Annotated in this window: 18 protein-coding genes; 12 read left to right on the top strand and 6 right to left on the bottom strand. The window is 65.7% G+C overall.

What is annotated here, in order from left to right; translation table 11 throughout:
- The coding region (locus RT424_RS10900) for an ExbD/TolR family protein (protein WP_409521473.1) at nt 1–258 on the top strand (258 nt) is incomplete at its 5' end.
- Between the two features lie 80 nt (nt 259–338).
- On the opposite strand, the gene RT424_RS10895 is transcribed toward RT424_RS10900, so the two are convergent.
- Complete coding sequence (locus tag RT424_RS10895) at nt 339–2,810, bottom strand: ligase-associated DNA damage response DEXH box helicase (protein WP_313437625.1); 2,472 nt, start codon at nt 2,808–2,810, stop codon at nt 339–341.
- Between the two features lie 148 nt (nt 2,811–2,958).
- Between RT424_RS10895 and RT424_RS10890 the strand changes: the two genes are divergently transcribed.
- On the top strand, nt 2,959–4,257 hold the full coding sequence (locus tag RT424_RS10890) for an MgtC/SapB family protein (protein WP_409521472.1): 1,299 nt from the start codon (nt 2,959–2,961) through the stop codon (nt 4,255–4,257).
- On the opposite strand, the gene pgmG is transcribed toward RT424_RS10890, so the two are convergent.
- The 3 genes from pgmG to RT424_RS10875 are packed head-to-tail and all read right to left on the bottom strand — an operon-like array spanning nt 4,254 to nt 6,804.
- Entirely contained in the window at nt 4,254–5,672 is a 1,419-nt protein-coding gene (gene pgmG, locus RT424_RS10885) for a phosphoglucomutase/phosphomannomutase PgmG (RefSeq protein ID WP_313437620.1), read from the bottom strand. The two genes, RT424_RS10890 and pgmG, sit on opposite strands and share 4 nt — an antisense overlap.
- A 2-nt stretch (nt 5,673–5,674) precedes the next feature.
- Entirely contained in the window at nt 5,675–5,995 is a 321-nt protein-coding gene (locus tag RT424_RS10880) for a molecular chaperone DnaJ (protein WP_313437617.1), read from the bottom strand.
- Nucleotides 5,992–6,804, bottom strand: coding sequence for a division plane positioning ATPase MipZ (locus tag RT424_RS10875; RefSeq protein ID WP_313437614.1), 813 nt, complete (start codon nt 6,802–6,804; stop codon nt 5,992–5,994). Before RT424_RS10875 ends, RT424_RS10880 begins: the two co-directional genes overlap by 4 nt.
- 176 nt (nt 6,805–6,980) lie before the next feature.
- Here RT424_RS10875 and panC point away from each other — a divergent pair, with 176 nt between their 5' ends.
- The 6 genes from panC to RT424_RS10845 all read left to right on the top strand — a co-directional run bounded on the left by panC (nt 6,981) and on the right by RT424_RS10845 (nt 12,377).
- Entirely contained in the window at nt 6,981–7,841 is an 861-nt protein-coding gene (panC, locus tag RT424_RS10870) for a pantoate--beta-alanine ligase (protein WP_313437612.1), read from the top strand.
- Nucleotides 7,842–7,970: 129 nt separating this feature from the next.
- Entirely contained in the window at nt 7,971–8,756 is a 786-nt protein-coding gene (locus RT424_RS10865) for a CsgG/HfaB family protein (protein WP_313437609.1), read from the top strand.
- Nucleotides 8,757–8,827: 71 nt separating this feature from the next.
- Nucleotides 8,828–9,514, top strand: coding sequence for a response regulator transcription factor (locus RT424_RS10860; protein ID WP_313437606.1), 687 nt, complete (start codon nt 8,828–8,830; stop codon nt 9,512–9,514).
- A gap of 4 nt (nt 9,515–9,518) precedes the next feature.
- Nucleotides 9,519–10,886 (top strand): HAMP domain-containing sensor histidine kinase, encoded by a 1,368-nt coding sequence (locus RT424_RS10855; RefSeq protein WP_313437604.1) that lies wholly within the window; start codon nt 9,519–9,521, stop codon nt 10,884–10,886.
- Nucleotides 10,883–11,461, top strand: a complete 579-nt coding sequence (locus RT424_RS10850) for a hypothetical protein (RefSeq protein WP_313437601.1) — start codon at nt 10,883–10,885, stop codon at nt 11,459–11,461. Before RT424_RS10855 ends, RT424_RS10850 begins: the two co-directional genes overlap by 4 nt.
- A 166-nt stretch (nt 11,462–11,627) precedes the next feature.
- A complete protein-coding gene (locus RT424_RS10845) occupies nt 11,628–12,377 on the top strand; it encodes a glucose 1-dehydrogenase (RefSeq protein ID WP_313437598.1) in 750 nt (249 codons plus the stop codon).
- Nucleotides 12,378–12,485: 108 nt separating this feature from the next.
- Here the strand turns inward: RT424_RS10845 and ppa are convergent, their stop codons facing one another.
- Together ppa and RT424_RS10835 are read right to left on the bottom strand one after the other, a co-directional pair.
- Nucleotides 12,486–13,034, bottom strand: coding sequence for an inorganic diphosphatase (gene ppa, locus RT424_RS10840; protein ID WP_086492677.1), 549 nt, complete (start codon nt 13,032–13,034; stop codon nt 12,486–12,488).
- Between the two features lie 249 nt (nt 13,035–13,283).
- A complete protein-coding gene (locus RT424_RS10835) occupies nt 13,284–15,227 on the bottom strand; it encodes a peptidase M61 (protein WP_313437592.1) in 1,944 nt (647 codons plus the stop codon).
- A gap of 104 nt (nt 15,228–15,331) precedes the next feature.
- Here RT424_RS10835 and hisS point away from each other — a divergent pair, with 104 nt between their 5' ends.
- From hisS to RT424_RS10815, 4 genes are all read left to right on the top strand, one after another.
- Nucleotides 15,332–16,576, top strand: coding sequence for a histidine--tRNA ligase (gene hisS, locus RT424_RS10830; RefSeq protein WP_313437589.1), 1,245 nt, complete (start codon nt 15,332–15,334; stop codon nt 16,574–16,576).
- Nucleotides 16,573–17,643: a peptide chain release factor 1 gene (gene prfA / locus RT424_RS10825; protein WP_313437586.1), complete on the top strand. Its 1,071-nt coding sequence runs from the start codon at nt 16,573–16,575 to the stop codon at nt 17,641–17,643. Before hisS ends, prfA begins: the two co-directional genes overlap by 4 nt.
- On the top strand, nt 17,636–18,478 hold the full coding sequence (gene prmC, locus RT424_RS10820; RefSeq protein WP_313437584.1) for a peptide chain release factor N(5)-glutamine methyltransferase: 843 nt from the start codon (nt 17,636–17,638) through the stop codon (nt 18,476–18,478). The genes prfA and prmC overlap by 8 nt, the downstream gene beginning before the upstream one ends.
- A 236-nt stretch (nt 18,479–18,714) precedes the next feature.
- Nucleotides 18,715–19,719, top strand: a complete 1,005-nt coding sequence (locus RT424_RS10815; RefSeq protein WP_313437582.1) for a DUF4167 domain-containing protein — start codon at nt 18,715–18,717, stop codon at nt 19,717–19,719.
- Nucleotides 19,720–19,815 lie beyond the last annotated feature (96 nt).

Here is a 19,815-nt window from a genome sequence, read left to right as displayed (position 1 = left end):
GTCGATCCGATCCGCAACAAGGTGGTTCTCACCGCGGATGAGAAGATCCTCTGGAACGGCACTCAGGTTGATGGCCCGGGTCTCGCGAACCTGCTCAAGCAGTCGCTCAGCTACCCGGTCGAGCCGGAGCTGCAGTATCAGCCCGAGCCGAACGCCAGCTACGAACTCTCGGCCCAGGTGCTGCAGGTGATCAAGGCGGCGCAGGTCACGAAGTTCGGCTTCGTCGGCAACGAACAGTTCCGCGACTTCGGCAAGTAAGCCGAACACCGGAACCGGTCTCTCAAGGACCAATCAAGGGGCGGAGCGATCCGCCCCTTTTTTGTTGCCCCATCCGTTCGCTATTCGCCTTCCGGTTCGACCTGAGGGTCCACCCGCATCGCCATCGAGGCCAGGCTTTCCGCTTCCACCAGCAGGTCTTCGTCCGCGGAACCGGAGGGCAGAGACTCCCGACCGATCATCGAAATCGCCGGAACCGACAACGGGCTGATCCGATCGAGCAGGACATGGTCCACTTCGCGAGCGGCGCGGTCCAGCACGTCGGCCACGCGGGCAACATCGGTCATCCGCGCACGCGCATCGGCCCAGGCCGCCTCGATCAGCAAGTGGTCCGGCTCGTACTTGCGCAGCACATCATAGATGAGATCGGTGGAGAACGTGACCTGCCGTCCCGACTTGCGCTTGCCGGGCTGCTGCCTCTCCACCAGGCCGGAGATCACCGCGACCTCCCGGAAGGCGCGACGCAGAAGGTAGGACTGCTGCACCCAATCCACGAACTCGTGCGTCAGGATGTCGGGCGAAAGCAGCGCCGCCGGATCCTCCACCGCCTTCAGTCCCCAGACCACCAGCGAATAGTCGGTCGCCACGAAGCCGAGTGGCCCCAGGCCGCGATCTTCCATCCGGCGGGTGACCAGCATCCCCAGCGACTGGTTCGCCGGCCAGCCCTCGAACGTGTAGTACGTGGTATAGGCCCTGCCGTGATGCGGGAAGCTTTCCACCAGCAGCCGTCCGGGCGCGGGAAGGTGCGAACGCCAGTCCTGCACTTCCAGCCATTCGCGCACGTCGTCGGGGAACCGCGACCAGCCGGCGCGATCGAACAGCATGGATCGCACCCGATCGGCCAAATGGGTCGAGATCGGCATGCGCTGGCCCATGTAGCTCGGGATCGTCGCCGATCGCCTGGCGGCGCGCACGACCAGTTCCAGTTCGCGCATCGCCTCGACTTCCAGATCCATGCCGGCGAAGCGGAACGTGTCCCCCGGCTTCAGGCTGGCGCCGAAGCCTTCCTCGACTTTCCCCAGTGAGCGGCCATTGCGGAAGCGCACGTCGAGCATTTCGGCATCGAAGATGATCCCCGCATTCAGGCGGTGGCGAGCGGCATGTTCCGGGTGCGTCAGCCGCCAGGTGCCGTCCCGCTCGCGCACGATCCGCCGGAAGCGATCGTAGGAGCGCAAGGCGTAGCCCCCGGTTGCCACGAAATCAAGCACGCGGGCGAACACCGTTTCATCCACCCAGGCATAAGCCAGCGAGGACCGGACCTCCAAAAGCAGATCCTCCTCGCGGAACGGCTGCGAACAGGCCATCGCCATGACGTGCTGGGCCAGCACGTCCAGCCCGCCGGGGCGAAAGGGTTCGCCATCGCGCTGGCCTTCATGCACCGCCTCCTGCGCCGCGAAGGCTTCCAGGAACTCGAAGCGGTTCCCGGGCACCAGCAGGGCCTTGCTGGGCTGGTCGAGCCGATGGTTCGCCCGGCCGATCCTCTGGAGCAGGCGGGACGAGCCTTTCGGCGCCCCCATCTGCACGACCAGGTCGATGTCGCCCCAGTCCACGCCAAGATCGAGGCTGGCGGTACAGACGAGCGCGCGCAGCCGTCCCTCGGCCACGGCCCCTTCCACCTTGCGCCGTGCCTCCTTGGAAAGCGAGCCGTGGTGGATGCCGATCGGCAGGTTGTCCTCGTTGGCGTCCCAAAGCTCCTGGAAGATATATTCGGCAAGGAACCGCGTATTGGTGAAGATCAGCGTGGTGCGGTGGGCCCGCACTTGCTCGATCAGCTGGGGGATCGCCCAGGTCGCCGCATGGCCGCTCCAAGGGATGCGCTCTTCCTGCGGCAAAAGGATGGACACTTCCGGTTCCGCGCCCGCCTCGCCTTCCACGAGGGCGACCGAGTCGATCTCCCCCCAAGGCGCCAGCCAGCCGCGAAAGGCATCGGGATCGGCAAGCGTGGCGGACAAGCCGGCGCGCTGGAGCTGCGGCGAAAGAGCCTGGAGGCGCGACAATGCCAGGGCCAGCAGATCGCCGCGCTTGCCGGTGGCGAAGGCGTGAATCTCGTCGATCACGACGCGGCGCAGGCCGGCGAAAAGCTCCGGAGCCTCGGGATAACTGAGCAGGAGAGAAAGCGATTCCGGCGTCGTCAACAGCACATGCGGAGGCTTCGCGCGCTGGCGGGCCTTGCGGTCGGACGGTGTGTCGCCGCTGCGCGTTTCGATCCGGATCGGCAGGCCCATCTCCTCCACCGGCGTAAGGAGGTTGCGCTGAACATCGTGAGCCAGCGCCTTGAGCGGCGAGACGTAGAGCGTGTGCAAGCCCTCTGGAACAGGCCCGTCGCCAAGCCGCGAGGGGCAGAACCGGGCCAGTGTGGGCAGGAAACCCGCAAGGGTCTTCCCCGCGCCCGTATCCGCCACCAGCAGCGCATGGAGGCCGCGATCGGAGGCGGCCAGCATCTCGGCCTGGTGCCGTCGCACGCGCCAGTCGCGCCCGGCGAACCAGGCCTCGAGTTCCGGGGGGATGGCCGGGTCGGAATCTGGGCCGGCCATCGGGACGTCATTCATGAAGTCGATCTCGGCACCATATCGCTCGGGATGCTGCGACTGTTGAAGCACGGGTCCATCAAACAGGAAAGCCCGAGCAGGCAAACCGGTTGCGCCAATCTTCTTGCGTACTTGCCTGCCTTCGCGGATGTTCGTGCCGTTGCCTGGCACGCGAGGGACGATGCAGACCGATCTCGATCTCGGACATTTGGTCGCCCTCGGAGTCAGCCTGGCGCTGGGGTTGCTGGTCGGGCTGCAACGCGGCTGGGCCCGGCGCGAGCAGGCCGAGGGATCGCGCTTCGCAGGTATTCGCACATTTGCGCTGATGGGGCTTGCCGGCGGGCTCTCCGGCGTTCTCCTGGCCCCCGCGCCCGGTGCCGCAACCGTGCTGCTGGGGGCGGCCGGTGTGCTGGTGATCGTCGGCTACTGGCGCGATGCCCGGATCAACGACAGCGTCAGCGGCACCTCCGGAATGGTTGCGCTGGTGACCCTTGCCAGCGGCCTGCTGGTCGGGATGGGCGAGCGCCTGATCGGCACCGCCGTCGCCGTGGTCATGGTTCTGCTGCTGGCGATGCGCGAGCAGCTTCACGACTGGATCGACAGGCTGAGCCGCCGCGAGGTTCTCTCGATCGCGCGTTTCGCCTTGATCGCGCTGGTGATCCTGCCGCTGCTGCCCAATGAGGACTTCGGGCCGTTTGACGCGTGGAACCCCCGGAAACTCTGGCTGATCGTGGTGCTCGTCTCGGGCTTCTCCTTCGCCGGCTACTTCGCCACCCGGATCGTCGGCGCCGCGCGCGGAGTCATCGCCACCGCCGCGGCAGGCGCGCTGGTGTCCTCCACCGCCGTTACCGCCTCGCTCGCCAACCGCCTGAAGGAAAGCACGATCCCTGCGCCGGTGCTGGTCTCGGCCATCTCGGTTTCCTCAGTGGTCATGTTCCTGCGCGTCATGGTGCTTACGGGATTGCTGGCGCCGCCCGCGCTGCCGATGCTGGTGAAGCTGGTGGCGCCGGGCCTGGTCGTCAGCCTCGGCTTCGCGGCCTGGCATCTGCATCGCACGCGGCGAGTGGAAGTGGGGGACACCAGTCACGAAATGACGATTCGCAACCCCTTCGACATCGCACCGGCCTTGATGCTGACGGGCCTGGTCATGGTGCTTACGGTGGCCTCGCTCTGGGTGCTGGAGAATTTCGGCAATCGCGGCCTGGCGCTGGTGCTGGCGATTTCGGGAACGGTGGACGTCGATTCCGCGATCATCACCACGGGCGGCCTGGCGGGGCGGACGCTCGACCCCCGCACGGCCGGACTGGTGCTGGCAGTTCCGGTCGCCCTCAACACGCTGTTCAAGGCGGGAGTCGTCGCCAGCGTCGCGGGTCTGAAGAAGGGTCGCGATGGCGTGATACCGCTCGTCGCCAGCGCCCTGGCGGTCGGCCTCGCCTGGCTCGTGCTTCGTTAATGCCCCGCTTGCGGGCCGCGCCGCAGGCCTGAGGCCGCCAGTTGCTCGTCGATCTGCGCGATCAGGATCGCCAGCCCCTCGGCCGTCGCGCTCTCCGCCCGCGCCACCAGCACGTCCTGGGTATTGGATGCCCGGAGCAGCCACCATCCCTGCGGCGTGGTAACGCGAACCCCGTCGATGTCGATGAACTCGGCCCCGGCCGCCACCAATCGTTCGCGGACTTCCTCAACAGCGACGAACTTGCGGCTATCGCTCACCTGAAAGCGAAGTTCCGGGGTATTGAGCATCTCCGGCATCGCCTCGCGCAGCTGCGTGACCGACCGCCCCAGCCGCGCGCTCGCCGCGATGAGGCGGACGGCCGCATAGAGCCCGTCGTCGAAGCCGTAGAAATCATCCGCGAAGAAGACGTGGGCACTGGTTTCGCCGGCCAGGGGCGCTCCGGTTTCCAGCATCTTGGCTTTCATGTGCGAGTGCCCGCTCTTCCACATGAGCGGCTGCCCTCCATGCCGGGCGATCGTATCGAACAGCGCGCCCGATGCCTTGACGTCCCCGATCACGGTGGCGCCGGGCATGCGCGCCAGCAGGTCTTCGGCGAATATTCCCAGCAACTGATCGCCCCAGATCACCCGGCCAATGCCGTCGACCACGCCGATCCGATCTCCGTCGCCGTCGAAAGCCACGCCGAAGTCCAGATCCCTGTCGGCCACGAGAGCCTTGAGATGCGCCAGATTCGCTTCTTCGGTAGGATCCGGATGATGGTTGGGAAACGTGCCGTCGACTTGCGTGAACAGCAGATGGTGCTCGCCGGGCAATATTCCCGTCAGCCGCTCCACCGCGGGTCCGGCCGCGCCGTTGCCCGCATCCCAGCCCATGCGCAGGTCCGACAGCGCCTGAAAACCCAGGCCCGCAAGGCCTTGGGCGATCCTGGACACATAGGCATCGAGGACATCACGGCTCTCGACCCGGCCTCCGCCCCGGTCCCTATCACCTTGGTCCCAGTCACCTTCGGCCGCCATCTCGCCAAGCCGCACGATGTCCGGCCCGAAGAAGGGGCGGCCGCCCAGCACCATCTTGAAGCCGTTGTGATCGACGGGATTGTGGCTGCCGGTGATCTGGATAGCGCCGTCCACATCCCCGGCCGAAGCCTCGGCATAATAGAGCATCGGCGTCGGACCCAGCCCGATCCGCAGGACATCCGCGCCGCTGGCGGTCAGCCCTTCGACCAAGGCCGTCTCGAGCATGGGCGAACTGAGCCGCCCGTCATAGCCGACCGCGACCTTGCGCCCACCGGCACGACGCACGACGGTTGCGAAGCAGCGACCGAGCGCATGGGCGTCCTCCGGCCCGAGATCCCGCCCGACCACGCCGCGAATGTCGTATTCGCGCAGGATCGTGGGATCGAACCGATGGCCCATGATCAGCCCCGTGCGTCGCCCAGCCCGGAGAGAAGAAGATCGCGCGCGGCGTTCGCCTCGTGGACTTTCTCGTTCGTGCCGCCCCGGTCGGGATGGACCTTGGCGACGACGCGCCGATGGGCGTCGAGAATTTCGCGGCGATCCGCCTTCTCGTCCACGCCGAGCAAGGCCCGCGCCTGCGCGCTCGCGTGAAGCTCGGTAAAGGAAGGCCCCCGCAGCGGCTTGCCCTGCCCCGGACCTTGCCCCAGACTCTGCCAGGGCCAGCGTCCCTTGATCAGCCGCCAGGCGATGCAGGCGAGCGCGATGAGCCAGAGCAGCTTCATTCGTCGGCAGCGAGTTGCAAGTCGGGCTCGCGGTTGGCGGGTACCGGCAGGTTGAGCCCGGCCACGAGCTGGCGCAGTTCCTGCCGCGCCACGAGATGGCTGGTGCCCAGTTCGCCGAGATGCCCCTTGTCGAGCAGCGTCAGGCCCGAGGGGAACAGTTCGCGGAAGATGACGCGCTCGGACAATCCGTTGGAAATGCGGAAGCCCACGCGCTTGGACAGTTCGAGCAGCGCGCCTTCGAGGCGGCGCATGTTCTTCGCCTCGACGTGCTGGACGCGGTTGCGCACCACCACCCAGTCAAGCTCGCGGCGCCCTTCGTTGATGGTCTTGAGGCCGCGCTTCTTGCGGGTTTCCCACATGAGTTCGGCATAGAACGAAAGCTTCTTCACCTTGAAGGTCTCGCTCTCCACCTGACCGATCAGGTCGAAGTCGATGAAGCTGTCGTTCAGCGGGGTGACCAGCGTGTCGGCGGTCGCCGCGACGTGGCGGGCGAAAGCATCGTCACGGCCCGGCGTGTCGAAGATGAGGAAGTCGTAGCCCTCGGCGATGGCCTCGGCCAGCTCGTCCAGTTCGCCGATGTCCTCGCCGTCATAGACCGCGAAACGGGCGCCCGGCAGCGCAATCTCGCGGCGACGCTCGGTTTCGACGCGGTTTTCCAGATAACGGAACAGCGTGCGCTGGCGCGGATCGAGGTCGATCGCGGCCACCCTGGCGCCCTGATAGGCGAGTGCTATGGCCACATGGACGGCCGTCGTGGATTTGCCGGTGCCGCCTTTTTCGTTGGCGAAGACGATACGATGCGCTGTCACGGACCCTGTTCGCTTTCCCTGTTGCCCCCGGACACTAGTCCGGAAAGCGAAATCAAATCCTTAACCGCCGAAGCGGGTCAAACCCATTGCTCGCCCCATTGCTCAAACGGCCGCGGTGCGGCTAAGGGCAGGCGCGACCACCGGTCAAGTGCATCCTATCGGAGCAGTGACACCCAATGCAAATCCTTCACAGCCTTGATCCACTGCGCCGTGCCGTTGCCGACTTGCGGGCATCGGGAAAGATCGCCCTCGTACCGACCATGGGCGCGCTCCATGAAGGCCATCTGACACTCGTGCGCGAGGCTCGCAGGCAGGCCGATCATGTCGTCGTCTCGATCTTCGTGAACCCTCTCCAGTTCGGCGCCAACGAGGATCTCGACAAGTACCCGCGCCAGCTGGAACGCGACTGCGCGCTGCTGGAGGCCGAAGGCGTGGCGCTGGTCTGGGCGCCTACCGTGGAGGCGATGTACCCGCAGGGCTTCGCCACCAACATTTCCGTCTCGGGCGTCAGCGAAGGGCTTTGCGGCGCGTCGCGCCCCGGGCACTTCGACGGCGTCGCCACCGTGGTCTGCAAGCTGTTCCACCAGGTTCTGCCCGACGTCGCGCTGTTCGGGGAGAAGGACTGGCAGCAGCTCGCGGTGATCCGCCGCATGGCGCGCGACCTCGATCTCGTCCAGCCGCATGTCGATGCGGTGATCGGCGTGGCCACCGTGCGGGAGGAGGACGGGCTCGCGAAATCCTCGCGCAATGCCTACCTCTCGCAGGAACAGCGTGCCCAGGCGGTCGTCCTGCCAACGGCCATGAAGGACGCGATCTCCCGCATCGAGGCCGGCGAGCCCGTCTCCATCGCGCTTGCACGGCTGCAGGAAACATTGCTGGCCGGCGGATTTTCCGCCGTGGACTATGCGGAACTGCGCGACGCCCACAGCCTCGTCCAGCTGGAGGAACGCGGCGCGGTGCCCATGCGCCTGCTCGTCGCGGCCCGGATCGGCACCACCCGCCTGATCGACAACATGGCGGTCGCTGCCGACTGGTGATTTCTCGGAGGGGAAATCTCACAGCAATAGTCATTTGCACAGACAGGATTCCCGCTTAAGTTCGGCAGCGGGTTGGGAAGGCCGGGCATGGTCGTGCCATGCTGCCCGGTGCAACAGAGGGAAGTCGTCATGAAGAAGTTCGTATGTGCGCTCGCCGCGCTCGTAGCCGTGGCTGGAGCCCCCTCGGCATTCGCCGAAGACCGCTCGTCCGCCCGCAAGATCCAGGACAAGGGCGTCCAGCAGATCCCGGTCTGCCGCAAGAACCTGGGCACCGTTGCCATCGTCGAGCCGGAAACCCAGTGGTGGCGCGAATTGAGCCTGGGCAGCCCCGAGGCGATCCTGCGCGTCTTCGTGCAGAAGTCCGGCTGCTTCACCATGGTCAATCGCGGCCGCTCGCTCCAGAACAGCGCCATGGAACGCGCGCTGGCCGAACAGGGTGAGCTTCAGAAGGGCTCGAACATCGGCAAGGGCCAGATCAAGGCGGCCGACTACTTCATCCAGCCCGACATCGTTTCCACCAACAACAATTCGGGTGGCGGCGGCATCGGCGGCGTGCTTGGCGGTGTCGGCGGCCTGTTCGGCCGCGGCATCGGCGCGATCGCCGGCGGACTCAACATCAAGAAGGGCGAGGCGAACGTCACGCTCTCCATCGTCAATGCGCGCACCACGGTGGAAGAAGCGCTGACCGAGGGCTATGCCCGCAAGTCGGACGTCAGCTTCGGCGGCGCCGGCGGCGGCTTCTTCGGTGGCACCTTCGGCGGAGCCGGCGGCGGCGGATACCAGAACACGCAGATCGGCCAGATCATCGTGCTCGCCTATCTCGATGCCTATACCAAGCTGGTCACCCAGCTCGGCGGCATGCCCGAGAACGCTTCGGCGGCGGCTCCGCAGGCCACCAACGCCTCGGCCCGCTGATCGATCGCCAGTGCGGAAATCCGCTCGCCGGGCATAGTCCGGCGAGCGGTTTCGCAGTCACGAACTTTGCCATGAGCGGCCCCAAGACCCTCTATATCGAGGACGATGCCCGCGCCGCGTTCCAGGTCAGGGAACTGGCCGAACAGGCGGGCATCACGCTCGTCTGGGCGGGCAGCGGCCAGGATGGCCTGAGGCTGGCGGGGGTCGAGAATTTCGACGTCATCATCCTCGATCGCATGTTGCCCGACCTTGACGGGCTGACGATCCTGTCGCGCCTGCGCGAAAGCGGGATCGGCACGCCGGTGCTGATGCTCTCCGCGCTAGGACGTACCAGCGATCGCGCCGAAGGCCTCGATGCCGGGGCGGACGATTACCTCGCCAAGCCCTTCGAGGCGCCCGAACTGCTGGCCAGGTTGCGGGCCCTGCACCGTCGCGCGTCCGGGCGCGAGCACAGCGCGGTGATCCTCTATGGCGCCTTCGAGTGCCACGTGAAGGCGCGCACCGCCTTTCGCAACAACCGCCATCTTGCACTGAGCCCCAAGGAATTTGAGCTTTTCCGGTACTTCATGGAGAATGCCGGCGAAGTGCTCACCCGCGAAATGCTGCTGCGAGACGTCTGGAAGATGAACTTCGACCCGCAGACCAACGTGGTGGACGTCAATATCGGCCGATTGCGCCGCAAGCTGGAAGACGGCTTCGATGCCCCCGCGCTGGAAACGATCTGGGGATCGGGCTACCGCCTGCTGGACGGCCGCTAACCCGATGGCTCGCCTGGTCGATGTCCATAAGTCGATCTTCACCCAGATCGTGGCCTGGGCGATCCTGATCGCCGTGCTCATCACGTCCGGGCTCTGGCTGCTGACCGATACCACCATCCAGCGCACCAACCGCCTGGCGCTGGAACGCGCGGTGGACCTGGATCTCGCAGGGATGGTCGATATCTTCGCAAGCGGCGGCGCGGTAGAGCTGTCCAACCGCATCAACGACCGCCTCGCGCTCCAGCCGCGTGACGCCAACCCGGCGCACTACCTGCTCGCGGATGCCAAGGGCACGCCGCTCGCCGGTGATCTCCGCGTCTGGCCGGGCCTCCATGCCGGCGTTTCGGAAACGGGCGACGTCACTTTGCCCGACGGGCAACGCGCCCTTGCCCGCGCCACGCAACTCGGCCCCGACCTGCGGCTGATGGTCGCGCACGAATACCGCGATCTCGGCGTTTTACTGCGGCAGGTGGCGCTGGCCTTCCTGACGGGCGGCCTGCTTGCGGTGGGCGCGGTGGCGCTGGCAGGCTGGATTGCCGCCCGCCGCCTTGCCGGGCGCATCGAGCGCATCAATGCCGCATTCCGCCACCCGGACGACCGGGCTCTCGACCGCCTGGCAAAGGGCTCCAAGGACCGCGACGAGATCGACGAACTGATGCGCCATTCCGGCGATGCCCTTGCCCGCCTGCGCCGCCTTGCCAGTGCCCAGCGCGAGACCACCGACCAGGTGGCGCATGAGATGCGCACACCGCTCATGCACCTCGACAACCGGTTGCTCCGCGCGCTCGCGGCGCTGCCGAACAGCGGGCCGGAAGGCGAAACCGCCGCCCGCATCGCCGATGCCCGCCACGAGATCCGCGGCATCATCCGCATGCTGGAATCGCTGCTGGACATCGCCGCCAGCCAGGCGCGGCGCGGCGACCGCCACGGCCTCACCCCAGTAGACCTCAGCGCACTCGCCGAACGGCTCGGCGAACTCTACGCCGACAGCGCGGAGGAATCCGGCCACGCATTCGAACGCAGGATTGCGCCCGGCATAGTGCTGGAAGGCGAGGAAATGCAGCTTACCCGGCTGATCACCAACCTTCTGGACAACGCATTCAAATTCGTCCCCCCCGGCGGAACGGTCAGGCTGGAACTGCTCAAGGGACCTCGCCTCATCGTTCGCGACGATGGTCCCGGCGTGCCCGAGGAAGATCGCGAGCGGATTTTCGACAAGTTCAGCCGCGCCGGCAACCATGGCGGGCAAGGCGGCTCGGGGCTGGGTCTGGCCTTGTGCCGCGCGATCGCGGAACGCCATCACCTTGAAATCGTGCTGACACCCTCCGAAAAGGGAGCCTGTTTCACGATCGCCCCGGAGTCGAAATCATGATCGCGGCCAGAGCCGTTCTGACTGCTCAAAGCCTGATTGCCGTGGGAGCACTGTTTGTCGGTGCGATTCCGTCGGTGGCCACTGCAACCGGCGAAACCGGCCTCGACGAGCGGGTGGCGGCAGCACTCGCTACGGCACAGGAGGCCGAACAGGCTGCCGATCGGGCGGCCCTCGCGGCAGCGCTGCGCATCATCGAACGTGCCGGGGCGCATCCCCTGGACGGCTGGACCGGCGCCGATCCGGTTCCAGGCTGGCGCACGCTGGCTCCTCCGGCCGGTCCTCCTTTGCGCGGCAGCCCGCTCGGGCCGGGCTATCGATCGGGCCGGATCGGCGCGGGGCAAAGCGATTCGTTCCAGCAGGTGTTCCTGTCCGGACGCAAGGCCAGCATCGCGCTATCCAGTGTCGGGACCGAGCCGCTCAGTCTGCGGGTCGTGGATGCATCGCGCAAGCCGGTCTGCGTGGCCGACACCCAGCGACGCGCGTGCCGCTGGGTTCCGATCTTCACGCAGCGCTATCTGATCGAAGTCCGCAACGGCGGCCAGAGCCAGGCGAATTACTTCCTCGTCGTGGACTGATCGCGGCTGCTCGCTCAGGCCGAAGGAAGGGAATGCCACACTTCGCTCCGGCGAAAAATTGAACATGCGTTCAGTGCACGTCTTCTGATCATGCCTGATTCGGTCTAGCCCGGTGCGGAGACGCGCCACCGGATCGGATCAAGGCGCTAAAATCGGGAGAATGCGTGTGTCCTACAAGGTAGCCATCGTCACCGGCGCCGCCGCCGGCATCGGCGCGGCCTGTTCCAGGCGGTTGGCGAAGCAGGGCGTCGCGGTAGCCGTGCTCGACCTCGACGCCGAACGCTGCGCCGATACCGTGGCCGCCATCCGCGAGGCGGGCGGCACGGCCCTGGCCGTGGGTGCCGACGTTTCGGACCGCGCCTCCGTCAAGGCCGCCGTGGAACAGGTTCGCGAGACGCTGGGGCCGATCTCGATCCTGGTGAACAATGCCGGCGTCACCGACTTCACCCCGTTCGAGGAACTCACCGACGAACGCTGGGACTTCATCTATGCCGTCAACGTGCGCGGCCTGTTCGTCATGACGCAGGAATGCCTGCCGGACATGAAGGCGGCGGCCTGGGGCCGGATCGTCAACATCTCGTCGTCCAGCGCACAGACCGGCGCGGTAAACATGATCCCCTATTCGTCCTCGAAGGGCGCGGTGGTGACGATGACCCGCTCCATGGCACAGGAATTCGGGCCTTACGGCATCACCGTCAATAACATCCCACCCGGTTCCGTCATGGGCACGATCATGTCGGAGGCAAACCGCGATCGCTTCCAGATCCCCACCGAGGTGCTGCTTCAGTCCGTGCCCGTGCGGCGCCTGGGCGAGCCCGAAGACATCGCCAATGCCTGCGCCTGGCTATGCCATGAGGATTCGGGCTACGTCACCGGCCAGACCATCGGCGTGAATGGCGGGCGCGTGGTGACCTGACCTGACCGCCCGTCTTCGTTTCACAGCGCGGCCAAACATGAAGGGCCGGCGGTTCGCACCGCCGGCCCTTCGTTCCACATGGGGGGTGGTGGAACTTTATAGGCTAATTCAGGCCTCGACCTTCTTGCCTTCGGTCTCGTAGCGCTCGATCGCTTCCAGCACGATCTGGCGGGCTTCCTCGGCGCCGCCCCAGGTGCCGACGCGCACCCACTTTTCGGCTTCGAGATCCTTGTAGTGGGTGAAAAAGTGCTCGATCTGGCTGAACACGATCGGCGGCAGATCGCCCTTTTCCTGAACGTCGGAATAGTAGGGGAAGGTCTTGTCGTCCGGCACGCAGACAAGCTTCTCGTCGCCGCCGTGCTCGTCTTCCAGGTTCAGCACCGCGATCGGGCGAACGCGCACGACCGAGCCGGGCACGAACGGCGAGCGGGCGACGACCAGCGCGTCAAGCGGATCACCGTCAGGCGAAAGCGTGTGCGGCACGAAACCGTAATTCGCGGGGTAGCGCATCGGCGTGTGCAGAATGCGATCGACGAACAGCGCGCCGGAGTCCTTGTCGAACTCGTACTTCACGGGCTCGCCACCGACGGGAACCTCGATGATGACGTTCAGGCTCTCCGGCGGATTCTTGCCGACAGGAATCATGTCGATGCGCATGTTGGTCCTTCATTACTGGCACGGCTGAAGCGTGCCGGTTAGTCTTTGACCGCGGGGCTTAGCCTTGCGAGTTATGCATCGCAACTGCCTTATCGTGGTAGATACCTCCAGTTTGCGACACATACGCCGCTGCGATCGACGAAATTCCGCAATGCAAAGGAAAAAGCCCGGAAGCGGATCGAGATCCGGTTCCGGGCTATCCTTTTCCTCGGGGGCCTGTTGCCCCTACAGGAAAGGTTTGTCGGCCACTTACTTGGCGCGCGGCGCCAGCAGGCGATCCAGTCCGTTCACCTTGCCCGGCGTCGTGCTTTCCAGCCAGGGCCAGCGCAAACCACCGTGATAGTCGAGCGCCACCGTGCTGAAGGCATCGCCGCGCTTCACCAGCAGCGAAATCGGCGTCTTTGCCGTCTTTGCCGCCATGATGGCGTCCTTGATCGTTTCGCCGCTATAGGCCGTGCCGTTGACCGCCATCACCTTCACGCCGCTGACGAGCCCGGCATTGTAGCCGAGGCCATCGAACACGGCGCCCGTCACCATGCCTTCGTTGTCCAGCGTCACGCCCAGCGAATAGCTGAGGTCCAGCGACTTGCGCGATTCCGAAACGCCCTTTTCATAGCCGTTCTGCGTGTCCTTCCAGACCAGCTTGTACCCCGCCATCTCGACCCCCTTGGTGGGCGCGGGCTGATTGGTTTCGTAGATGCGGGTCTTGAGGAAATCGGCCCAGTCATAGGCATAGACGCCGTTCAGCGTCTTCACCACTTCGTCGAAATCGTAAGTCAGTTCGCCCCAGTCTCCATCGCGCACGCCGAAGAAGGCCTTGGCGAAATCGTCCAGGCCCTTCCTGCCGCCGGTGCCCTGACGGATGATCTGGTCCGCCTCAAGCCAGGTCAGCGCGCCTTCCACGTAATAGTCTTCGGTACGGGTGATCGAGGTATAAGGCAGCGGGCGGCGCATGTTGAGGATCGGCGCGTGGGTGGTGTCTTCCACCGAACGCCAGCCCCGTCCCGGCGTCGCTTCCGAATAACGCGCAACCGCGCCCGCCAGCGTGTCGAGGATGGTCTGCTTGGTCTGTACGCCCGAGCGGGCGGCCAGGATGTAGCCCCAGAACTGGGTCTGGCCCTCGTAGACCCAGAGCAGGGTGTTCTGCATCGGCTGCTGGTAGTCCGGCGTCCAGAGATCGGCCGGGCGGCGGTACTTGCCGTTCCAGCTATGGACGAATTCGTGCGGGATCACGTTGCGATCCCAGTCCATCTTGTCCCACTCGGTCCAGACCTTGGGCTCCATCTGGTTCTCGCTCGAGCGGTGGTGCTCCAGGCCGATGCCGCCCATGCGGTCGGTCAGCGCCAGCAGGAAGTCGTAATGGTCGAAGTGACGTGCGCCGAAGGTCAGCAGCGCTTCGGACACGAGGTTGCGGTAGACCTTCATGTTCTCGGGCTTGATGCCGAGCAGCTTGGCCTCGTCCGCCACCACGGCCATGCTCACGTCATGCCCGAGATCCCAGCGCTGGGCATACTTGCCCGCGAAGATCGGCTCGTCGACCAGGCGTTCGTAGTCGGTCGGCGTCCAGGTCACGGTGTCGCCCTGCTGCACCTTGCCGTCGAGCGAGGTATAGACGGTCCAGCCCGCCGGGAACTTGACGGTCGGCTTCACGGTCACGCCGCGCGTGTAGTAGCCGGAGGGATAGAGGCTCATCTTCTCCCACTGGAGGTTCAGCATTTCCTGCGTCATCGTGATGCGGCCTTCGCGGGCCTGCACCGGCGAGGTATGGATGAACTTCGCGGTGACGACCTGCGTTCCGGCCGGAAGGTCGAGATGGAAGGCGTTCACCGCCACGGTGTCGCGCTGCCACTTGATCTCCTTGCCGTCGGCAAAGAAGTGGATCTGCGCCAGTAGCGCCGCCGGGCCGGTGGGCGAGTGGTTGCCCGGCAGCCAGCTCGGCTGGACCAGGATCAGCTTGTCCGTACCGGCCGCGACCGGGAACTGCTGGGTGACGCGGTAGACGCCGTGGACGACATCGCTTGCGTCGATGTCGAGCGAGATGGTCCCAGGGTAAGCCTTGTCCTGCGCGGCCGGCAGCGGCGCGGGCAGCGCAGGCGCTGTCGGACGGCTTCGCTGCGCCGAATCCTGCGCAAGAGCAGGGGTGGAAACCGAAAGGAGGGCGAAGAGCGTGACGACCGCGTTACGATATTTCATGTCGCCAGTCTTTGCGACTGTTGCCCGATTTGGCAACCGTCCAATCCACTAAAGCGGTGCGGGCCACTTTCCCCGCCGCCGCAATCGGGCTAAGCGCGCGCGTCATGAGCACCACACCACAGGCTATTCGCGGAACCCAGGACATCTTCGGCACCGATGCCGAGGCTTTCGCCCATGTCGTCGAGACATTCGAGCGGGTCCGCAAGCTCTACCGTTTCCGCCGCGTGGAAATGCCGGTCTTCGAAAAGACCGAAGTGTTTTCGCGCTCCATCGGCGAGACCACCGATGTGGTCTCCAAGGAAATGTATTCCTTCGAGGATCGCGGCGGCGAATCGCTGACCCTGCGCCCCGAATTCACTGCCGGGCTCGCCCGCGCCTATCTCACCGATGGCTGGAAGCAGTTCGCCCCGCTCAAGGTGGCGACCCACGGCCCGCTGTTCCGCTATGAACGCCCCCAGAAGGGCCGCTACCGCCAGTTCCACCAGATCGACGCCGAGCTGATCGGCTCGCCCGAACCGCTGGCCGACGTGGAGCTGCTGGTCATGGCCGACCAACTGCTCAAGGAACTGGGCATTTCGGACGGCGTGACGCTCCAGCTCAACACGCTGGGCGATGTCGCCAGCCGCGATGCCTGGCGTGCGGCGCTGATCGAATATTTCCGGGGTCACAAGGCCGAGCTGTCCGAGGATTCGCAGGACCGCCTCGAACGCAACCCGCTGCGCATCCTCGATTCCAAGGACCTGCGCGACAAGGCCTTCGTGGCCGATGCGCCGATGATCGACACTTTCCTTTCGGCCGAAGCGCAAGATTTCTTCGCCGCCGTGACCGCAGGCCTCGATGCGGCAGGCGTCGCCTACGAACGCGCGCCCTCGCTGGTGCGCGGGCTCGACTATTATCGCCACACCGCCTTCGAATTCGTCACCACCCGACTCGGCGCGCAGGGCACGGTCCTGGGCGGCGGTCGCTATGACGGGTTGATGGAAAGCCTCGGCGGCCCTGCCACCCCGGCCGTGGGCTGGGCAGCGGGGATCGAGCGTCTGGCGATGCTGGTTGCCGATGCCGGGACACTTTCCGAAGCGCCGCTGACGGTGGTTCTGGCGGTCGAAGACGATGCTGCGCTGGGTTACGCTCAGAAAGTGATCACCGCGCTGCGTTTCCAGGGTCTCGACGCCGAAATGGTCGCCACCGGCAGCGCCCGCAAGCGCTTCGACAAGGCCGTGAAGATGGGCGCCAAGGTACTTGTGTCGTTCGGCGTCAAGGACGGTGAGCCTGCTGCAAACCTGCGCGCGGCCGAGCCGACCGCAGAATATCTCGCGGTCGAGCAGGTCCTCCAGTCGGTCAATCCGTGAGCATATCCGACACCCGTCTGGCGCAGATCGCCGCGCGTTTCTCGGAACTTGAGGCTCGCCTCGCTTCGGGCACACTGGAAGGGGACGCCTTCGTTACCGCCAGCCGCGACTATGCGGAGCTGGAGCCGGTGGCGCGCGTCGCCGCCGAGGTCGTATCGATGCGTGGCGAACTGGAATCGCTCCAGACGCTGGAAGACCCCGATCCCGACATGCGGGCCCTGGCCGAGGAGGAAGTGATCCGCCTCAAGGCAGAGCTGCCCGAGGCCGAGCGCCAGTTGGCCATCGCCATGCTGCCGCGCGACGCGGCGGACGTGCGTCCGGCCATGCTGGAAATTCGCGCCGGCACCGGCGGCGACGAAGCTGCCCTGTTCGCGGCCGACCTCTATCGCATGTACGAACGCTATGCCGCCGAACAGGGCTGGCGGGTCGAGATGATCAGCGTCAACGCCAACGATCTGGGCGGCTTCAAGGAAGTGGTGGCCAATGTCGCGGGCGCGGGCGTCTTCGCCAAGCTGAAGTTCGAAAGCGGCGTCCATCGCGTCCAGCGCGTGCCTGTGACCGAATCGGGCGGACGCATCCACACTTCGGCTGCGACCGTCGCGGTGCTGCCCGAACCCAGCGAAGTCGACGTGCAGATCGAGGACAAGGATCTCAAGATCGACATCTTCCGTGCATCGGGCGCGGGCGGCCAGCACGTCAACACCACCGATTCGGCGGTGCGCATCACCCACCTGCCCAGCAACCTGGTGGTGATCTGCCAGGACGAGCGCAGCCAGCACAAGAACAAGGCCAAGGCCATGCAGGTGCTGAGAGCGCGTCTCTATGAAAAGATGCGCGAAGAGGCCCACGGTGCCGAGGCCGAAGCGCGAAAGGCCATGGTCGGTTCGGGCGACCGCTCGGAACGCATCCGCACCTACAACTTCCCGCAAGGCCGCGTGACCGACCACCGCATCAACCTCACCCTGCACCGCCTCCCCGAAATTCTGGAAGGCCCGGGCCTTGCCGAAATGGTCGATGCCCTGCTTGCAGAGGACGAGGCCAAGCGCCTTGCCGCCATGGATGCCTGAGCCGACGGTCGGCGAAGCGATCCGCGCGGCAGCGGAACGCCTCGCCGCGAGCAGCGACACGGCCCGGCTCGATGCCGAAGTGTTGATGGCCCATGCCCTCGCCACGTCGCGGTCCACGATGCTGCTGGCCCGCATGCGCGATCCGGTACCGCAAGGGTTTTCAACACTTGTCGATCGTCGGGCCGGGCACGAACCGGTCGCCTATATCACCGGCTCCCAGGAATTCTTCGGCCTGCCTTTCACGGTCGGCCCCGATGTCCTCATCCCGCGCGGCGATTCCGAAGTTCTGGTAGAGGCTGCGCTTGCCGCCCGCCCCGATGCGCGAAAGGTGCTGGACTGCGGCACGGGTTCCGGCGCCCTGCTGCTGGCGGTTCTCGCCAACCTGCCCGAGGCGCGCGGCGTGGGAATAGACAGCTCACCCGGCGCCTTGGCCATCGCGACCGACAATGCCGCATCGCTGGGCCTGGCTGAACGCGCCCGCATGATCGCGGCCGACTGGCATCTCCCCGGCTGGACCGAATCGCTGGGCGGCCCCTTCGACTTGATACTCGCCAATCCGCCTTACGTGGAAACCACGGTGACGCTCGACCGGTCGGTGGCGGAATTCGAGCCTGCGAGCGCGCTCTATTCCGGACAACTGGGGCTGGACGATTACCGCGTGCTGGTGCCGCAATTGCCCGGCCTGCTTGCATCGAGGGGGATCGCGCTGGTCGAAATAGGACATGAACAGGCCGAGGCCGTCGCCGCGATCGGAGCTGAGTGTGGCCTTTTCAGCCGCCTGCACCGCGATCTGGGCAATCGTCCTCGCGTCCTGGAGTTTTCAACAGCTACATAAGTTTTCACTTGGAATTCTGGCCCGGAATGCCTAATGATCATGGCGAACCGGCACATGGATGGAATTTCCCATGTGGGCGGCTCGCCTCCAATCTTTGCAGATCGTCGCGGCTTGAAGCGCCTCGGCACGGCAAACGGTGGGGTTCACGGCACTCGGGGGCGATCCGTGATCATGTGACGTGTGGCAGATCGGCCCGACAGGAACAGGCCGATGCCCTGGGTTTTGAGGAATAATCCTTGAATAATAATCGTGGTAACAACCGTCGGCGTGGCCGCGGTAACAATCGCCAGCAGGGCGGTCAGCAGATCAACCGAATCGACAGCAGGGCTCGCGGCAATGCGCCGCAGTTGCTGGAGAAGTACAAGAAGCTGGCCCATGACGCGCACCTCAATGGTGATCGCGTTCAGGAGGAATACTACCTCCAGTTCGCGGACCATTATTTCCGCGTCCTTGCCGACCAGAAGCAGCGCCAGGACGAATCGCGCCAACCGCGCCGCGACGATCGCGGATCGGAATATGGCGACGATTTCGGATCGGACGATTACGGCGATTACGAATCTGCCCCCGTGCCGGAGCGCCAGGAGCGGCCGGAACGCCAGGAGCGGCCGGAACGCCAGGAGCGGACCGAACGCAGCCATGACCGTCAGGAACGCCAACCCCGTCGTGAAGATGGGCGACGTGAAGATTCGCGCCGTGAAGATGGCCGGCGCGAGGATAACCGCCGTGACGACAACCGACGTGACGACAGCCGCCGTGACGAAAGCCGGCGCGATGATCGCGCTCCCCGTGATCAGGCCGTCGAAGAAGAGGCGGTTGCCGCTCCCGGAAACGAGGCGGAAGCCACCGGCGCATCGACCGTCTACGAGCCGGCCGAAAATCCGTTCGTTCGTGACAATCGCGCCTCGCGCGGGCTGAAGCAGCGCAAGCCGCGTCGTCGCCAGGACGAGGAAGAAACGGCGGAAGCTGCCGGAAGCGATGCTCACGCTTCGGAGAGCGAGCCCAACGGCAATCTCGATCCGGCCACCCTTCCCCCTCCGATTTCGGCGGCACCCATCCGCAAGACCAGGGCTTCGACCGCGAAGACCGCAAAGGCGGTTGAACCGGCTGAAACCACGGCTCCCGAGCAGCCTGCGGACGACGCCGTGGCCGAAGAAAAGCCGCGCCGCCGCCGCACCACCCGCAAGGCAGCCCCTTCGGCTGACGAAGGCGGCGAAAGCCCCCTGGAAGCCGTCAACTCGTAAGAGCGGTCAGGCTCCCCCGGATTTTAGCGACCCGCGTCTCGCCGCAAGGCAAGGCGCGGGTCGTCTGCTGTCCGGAGCCCGCGACGCAACACCGCT

This window comes from Novosphingobium sp. (assembly GCF_032093395.1).
Lineage (GTDB): Bacteria > Pseudomonadota > Alphaproteobacteria > Sphingomonadales > Sphingomonadaceae > Novosphingobium.
The sequence above is the reverse complement of the archived record's forward strand: the minus strand, read 5'-3'. Positions and strand labels throughout refer to the sequence as shown.

Coding starts and splice junctions, on each gene's coding strand:
- RT424_RS10880 (WP_313437617.1), bottom strand. CDS start 5,995: ATGAAGCTGCTCTGGCTCATCGCGCTCGCCTGCATCGCCTGGCGGCTG.
- RT424_RS10850 (WP_313437601.1), top strand. CDS start 10,883: ATGATCGCGGCCAGAGCCGTTCTGACTGCTCAAAGCCTGATTGCCGTG.
- RT424_RS10895 (WP_313437625.1), bottom strand. CDS start 2,810: ATGGCCGGCCCAGATTCCGACCCGGCCATCCCCCCGGAACTCGAGGCC.
- prmC (WP_313437584.1), top strand. CDS start 17,636: ATGCCTGAGCCGACGGTCGGCGAAGCGATCCGCGCGGCAGCGGAACGC.
- hisS (WP_313437589.1), top strand. CDS start 15,332: ATGAGCACCACACCACAGGCTATTCGCGGAACCCAGGACATCTTCGGC.
- panC (WP_313437612.1), top strand. CDS start 6,981: ATGCAAATCCTTCACAGCCTTGATCCACTGCGCCGTGCCGTTGCCGAC.
- RT424_RS10865 (WP_313437609.1), top strand. CDS start 7,971: ATGAAGAAGTTCGTATGTGCGCTCGCCGCGCTCGTAGCCGTGGCTGGA.
- RT424_RS10835 (WP_313437592.1), bottom strand. CDS start 15,227: ATGAAATATCGTAACGCGGTCGTCACGCTCTTCGCCCTCCTTTCGGTT.
- RT424_RS10860 (WP_313437606.1), top strand. CDS start 8,828: ATGAGCGGCCCCAAGACCCTCTATATCGAGGACGATGCCCGCGCCGCG.
- pgmG (WP_313437620.1), bottom strand. CDS start 5,672: ATGGGCCATCGGTTCGATCCCACGATCCTGCGCGAATACGACATTCGC.
- RT424_RS10855 (WP_313437604.1), top strand. CDS start 9,519: ATGGCTCGCCTGGTCGATGTCCATAAGTCGATCTTCACCCAGATCGTG.
- ppa (WP_086492677.1), bottom strand. CDS start 13,034: ATGCGCATCGACATGATTCCTGTCGGCAAGAATCCGCCGGAGAGCCTG.